The sequence below is a fragment of the Leifsonia sp. genome (assembly GCF_051955155.1).
GTDB lineage: Bacteria > Actinomycetota > Actinomycetes > Actinomycetales > Microbacteriaceae > Leifsonia.
Map to the genome: position 1 here is coordinate 1 of NZ_JBQCGZ010000021.1, position 4,770 is coordinate 4,770.

The 4,770-nt window shown below is 70.6% G+C and carries 5 protein-coding genes; 3 read left to right on the top strand and 2 right to left on the bottom strand.

Annotated features, from left to right (window positions below):
• A partial coding sequence (gene guaA / locus ACTHMF_RS02185; RefSeq protein ID WP_440316121.1) for a glutamine-hydrolyzing GMP synthase occupies nt 1-1,036 on the top strand: 1,036 nt, incomplete at its 5' end.
• A gap of 68 nt (nt 1,037-1,104) precedes the next feature.
• On the opposite strand, the gene ACTHMF_RS02190 is transcribed toward guaA, so the two are convergent.
• Together ACTHMF_RS02190 and ACTHMF_RS02195 are read right to left on the bottom strand one after the other, a co-directional pair.
• Nucleotides 1,105-1,905 carry a Bax inhibitor-1/YccA family protein gene (locus ACTHMF_RS02190; RefSeq protein WP_314146812.1) on the bottom strand — a complete coding sequence of 267 codons (801 nt, stop codon included), beginning with the start codon at nt 1,903-1,905 and terminating at the stop codon, nt 1,105-1,107.
• Between the two features lie 56 nt (nt 1,906-1,961).
• Nucleotides 1,962-2,516, bottom strand: coding sequence for a hypothetical protein (locus ACTHMF_RS02195; protein WP_440316122.1), 555 nt, complete (start codon nt 2,514-2,516; stop codon nt 1,962-1,964).
• Nucleotides 2,517-2,580: 64 nt separating this feature from the next.
• Here ACTHMF_RS02195 and ACTHMF_RS02200 point away from each other — a divergent pair, with 64 nt between their 5' ends.
• Complete coding sequence (locus tag ACTHMF_RS02200; RefSeq protein ID WP_440316123.1) at nt 2,581-3,648, top strand: glycerophosphodiester phosphodiesterase family protein; 1,068 nt, start codon at nt 2,581-2,583, stop codon at nt 3,646-3,648.
• Between the two features lie 70 nt (nt 3,649-3,718).
• Nucleotides 3,719-4,770 (top strand): ATP-dependent helicase (locus ACTHMF_RS02205; RefSeq protein ID WP_440316124.1); only part of this gene is annotated, 1,052 nt, incomplete at its 3' end.

Sequence of the window (4,770 nt, forward strand, 5' to 3'; positions counted from 1 at the left end):
GTCCGGCCAGGCGGTGCTCGAGAACTTCCGCCACGGTGCCGCCGCCAGCCCGGCCGACTGGAACCGCGGCAACGTGAGCCCCGACCTGGTGGCTGCCAGCCGCGCCCAGGTCGCCAGCGGCCGCGTGCTGTGCGCGCTGTCCGGCGGCGTGGACTCCGCGGTCGCCGCGGCGCTCGTTCACAAGGCGGTCGGGGACCAGCTGGTCTGCGTGTTCGTCGACCACGGCCTGCTCCGCAAGGACGAGGCCCGCCAGGTCGAGGTCGACTACGTCGCATCCACCGGCGTCCGCCTGGTGACCGTGGACGCGCAGGAGCAGTTCCTGTCCGCGCTCGCGGGTGTCAGCGACCCGGAGACCAAGCGCAAGATCATCGGCCGCGAGTTCATCCGCGTGTTCGAGAAGGCGCAGGCCGACCTGATCGCCGAGGCGGAGAGCGACGGCGACCCGATCCGCTTCCTCGTACAGGGCACGCTCTACCCGGACGTCGTCGAGTCCGGCGGCGGAACCGGCACCGCGAACATCAAGAGCCACCACAACGTGGGCGGGCTCCCCGAGGACCTGCAGTTCGAGCTCGTCGAGCCGCTGCGCACCCTGTTCAAGGACGAGGTGCGCGCGATCGGCCGCGAGCTGGGGCTTCCGGAGGTCATCGTCGGCCGCCAGCCGTTCCCCGGACCCGGCCTCGGCATCCGGATCGTCGGCGAGGTGACGAAGGAGCGGCTCGACCTGCTCCGCGACGCCGACGCGATCGTCCGCGCCGAGCTCACCGCCGCCGGCCTCGACGCCGAGATCTGGCAGTGCCCGGTCGTGCTGCTCGCGGACGTGCGCTCGGTCGGCGTCCAGGGCGACGGCCGCACGTACGGCCACCCGATCGTGCTGCGCCCGGTCTCCAGCGAGGACGCGATGACGGCCGACTGGACGCGCCTGCCGTACGACCTGCTGGCCAGGATCTCCAACCGGATCACCAACGAGGTGGACGGGGTCAACCGCGTGGTGCTCGACGTCACGTCGAAGCCGCCGGGGACGATCGAGTGGGAGTGACCCCTCGCGGGTAGCGGAAAGGGCCGGGATGCGATCGCAGCCCGGCCCTTTCCGCGTGTGCGTCCCGCCTAGTCGCGCGAGATGGCGAGGAGGCGCAGGATCTCCAGGTACAGCCAGATGACCGTGACCATGATCCCGAACGCGCCAGACCAGCCGTAGATGCGCGGCGCGCGGTTCTGGACGCCGCGCTGGATGAAGTCGAAGTCGAGCACCAGCGAGTAGGCGCCCATGATCACGACGAGCACGCCGATGATCAGGCCGAGCTTGATGCCGGTGTTGCCGAGCTCCACGCTGTTCAGGCCGAACGCGCCGTTGGTGACGCCGGTCCACATGAGGATGACGTTGATGAGGGAGTACGCGAGGTAGCCGAACATCGCGATCAGGAAGACCTTCGTCGCCTTCGCCGACGCGCGCACCTTGCCCGATGCGAAGAGGGCGAGCGTGACGCCGACGACCGCGAGCGTGCCGATGACCGCCTGGATGACGATGCCCGGCCAGTTGGTCTCGAAGATCATCGAGATGGCGCCGACGAAGATGCCCTGAGCGCCCGCGTAGCTGAGGATCAGCGCCGGCGACGGCTTCTTCTTGAAGATGTTGACCAGCGCGAGCACGAAGCCGACGAGCGCGGCCGGCAGCGCGAGCGCGGGCACCAGCCAGCCGACGACGGCGCCGGCGACCAGGATCGCGAACGAGATCGCGGTCTTGTTGATCGTGTCCTCGACGGTCATCCGGTCGGTGTCGACCGACGTCGCGGACGGCGCCTGGTACATCTGCTCGAGGTTCTCCGCGGTCAGCGTCGAAGCCGCCTGGGCCTGCCCGCCGTTCTGGAACGCGGGATTGGTCGAGAATGCGGGATTGGTGAGTGCCATGGGTTCCTCGCTCTGTGGTGGGACCGGCTCTGTGGTGGGACCGGGCGTGGTCGCGGTCAGACCAATCTATCCGTTCGCTTTCTGAGAGATCTGACAGATTGCCATGAATCGACCGTGATCGCGATCCACCGCGCCAGCCAGGCGGAGACGACGATCGTCGCGGTGCTGACCAGCACCGTGATCCAGCCCAGCTCGTAGGTATGGATGGTCTGGCCGAGCACGATGCTGACGCCGATCGGCAGGACGAGCACCGCATAGGACGCGAGCGGGCGCAGCCGCACGAGCAGCCAGGCGGCGAGCATGACCGCGTAGCACCACGCGAACCCGGAGCCGCCGAGCATCAGCCAGGTGAAGCCGAGCACCGGGAGCGGGGCGGCGACCCTCCGCCCGATCGTCGAAGGCATCACCGCCCACGCCGCCGGCTGCAGCAGCGAGCCCGCGAGCAGGAACGGCAGGCTGTACGCGGTGGTGATCAGGACGAACCCCGTGCCGACCACCAGCAGTGCCATCGCCGTCAGCAGCCGGGGGCGATACGCGCCCCAGCGCAGCGGCAGCAGGCTCGCCGGCTCGCGCCACCGCGTGCGGCGGTCGGGGGGAGGGGCGGTGGACACGGGTCGATTCTCGCACCACGCGCGCTGCCGCTGACAGCCCTCGCCCGCGGGCTAGGATCGCCACATGCGCGCCAGGCGGACCCCTCTCGTGATCGGCCACCGCGGCGCGCCCGGCTACCGCCCCGAGCACACGGGCGCGGCCTACGAGCTGGCGTTCGCGCTCGGCGCGGACGCGGTCGAGCCGGACATCGTCGCGACCAGGGACGGCGTGCTCGTCCTCCGGCACGAGAACGAGATCTCGGGCACCACGACGGTCGCCGAGCATCCCGAGTTCGCCGATCGTCGGTGCACCAAGGAGGTCGACGGCGTCGAGCTGACCGGCTGGTTCACCGAGGACTTCACCTGGGACGAGCTCTCGACCCTGCGCGCGAAGGAGCGGCTGCCCCTGCTCCGGCAGGCCAGCGCCACCTTCGACGGCCGCTACCCGATCCTCCGCCTGGCGGACCTGCTCGCGCTGGTCGACCGTGCTTCCGACGACGCGGGACGGGCCCTCGGTCTCGTCGCCGAGCTCAAGCACGCCACCTACTTCGAGGCCGCGGGCCTGCCGCTCGACGAGCTCTTCATGGCCGAGCTGTCCGAGGCCGGCTGGACGGAGCATCCCGGGCTCGTCGCGGAGAGCTTCGAGAAGACGGTCCTCGGTCGCCTCCACGACCGCGGCTTCCGCGGCTCGCGCGTGTACCTGCTCGAGTCGGAGGGTGCGCCGGCCGATCGGGTCGCAGCTCTCGGCGCCGCGGCGCCCGGGTACTCCGACGACCTCACCCTGCGCGGGCTCTACGCGCTCGGCTCGGCCGCGTCCGCCGCCGACCGGGTCGACGGGATCAGCGTCGACACGGCGCAGGTGCTGCACGCCGGCTCGGTCTCCGTCGGCCTGTTCGGGGAGGACCAGGGCGGTGTCGACATCGGCGCCGTGACCTCCGACCTCGTCGACTCCGCCCACTCGGCGGGCCTCTCGGTCTACACCTGGACGCTGCGACCGGAGAACGCCGAGCTGCCGCCGGAGTTCCGGTCCGCGGGGCGCGACGACGAGTGGGGCGACTGGCGGCGCCTCTACTCGATCCTGCTGCACTCGGGGGTGGACGGCGTGTTCGCCGACCATCCCGACCTCGCCGTCGCCGTGCGCGACGGCCGCTGACCGCGCCGGGCTGGCCGGCGCCGCCGTCCCCGGCGGAATGACAGTGGGGACGGCTAAAATCGATGGAGACATGACGAGCCTCCCCGACGCCCCCTCCCCGTCCTCCTCCGTTCCGATCATCCTCGACGGCTGGGAGGGCGACCCGCGTTCGTCCGGTGCCGGCGGCGCGACGGGCACGGCGGCGGGCGGATCCGGCGGACCGCGCGGCGGCCACGGGCCGAACGACCGGCTCTTCGCCGGCCTCAACCCGCAGCAGCGGGAGGCGGCCGAGTACCGGGGCCAGGCGCTGCTGATCGTCGCGGGCGCGGGCTCCGGCAAGACCAGCGTCCTCACCAGGCGCATCGCCGGGCTGATCGAGAGCCGCGAGGCGTGGCCGAGCGAGATCCTGGCGATCACGTTCACCAACAAGGCGGCGAATGAGATGCGCGAGCGCGTCGAGCAGCTTCTGGGCGGCAAGGCGCAGGGGATGTGGATCTCGACCTTCCACTCGGCGTGCGTGCGCATCCTGCGCCGCGAGGCCGAGACGATCGGCAAGACCCAGAGCTTCACCATCTACGACTCCGGCGACTCCCGGGCGCTGCTCAAGCGCATCATCAAGGAGCTGGATGCCGACACCCTCGGCTTCACCGTCTCCGGGGCCGCCGGCCGCATCTCCAAGCTCAAGAACGAGCTGACCGACATCGAGACCTTCGCACGCTCGGCGAACCTGAGCGATCCGAAGGAGGTCATGTTCCTGGAGATCTTCCGCCAGTACACGCGCGCGCTCCGCCGCGCGAACGCGTTCGACTTCGACGACCTGATCGCCGAGACCGTGTTCCTGTTCCGCGCGTTCCCCAAGGTGGCGGCGCTCTACCAGACCCGGTTCCGGCACATCCTCGTCGACGAGTACCAGGACACGAACCACGCCCAGTACGCGCTCATCCGCGAGCTGACCCGTCCCGTCTCGCCGGAGATCGCCGACGAGATGGAGTCGCACGGCCGCAACATCTCGAAGCTGAGGGACGCGGTCGGCGTGATCCCGAGCGCGTCGCTCACCGTCGTCGGCGACTCCGACCAGTCGATCTACGCGTTCCGCGGCGCGGACATCCGCAACATCGTCGAGTTCGAGCGCGACTTCCCCGG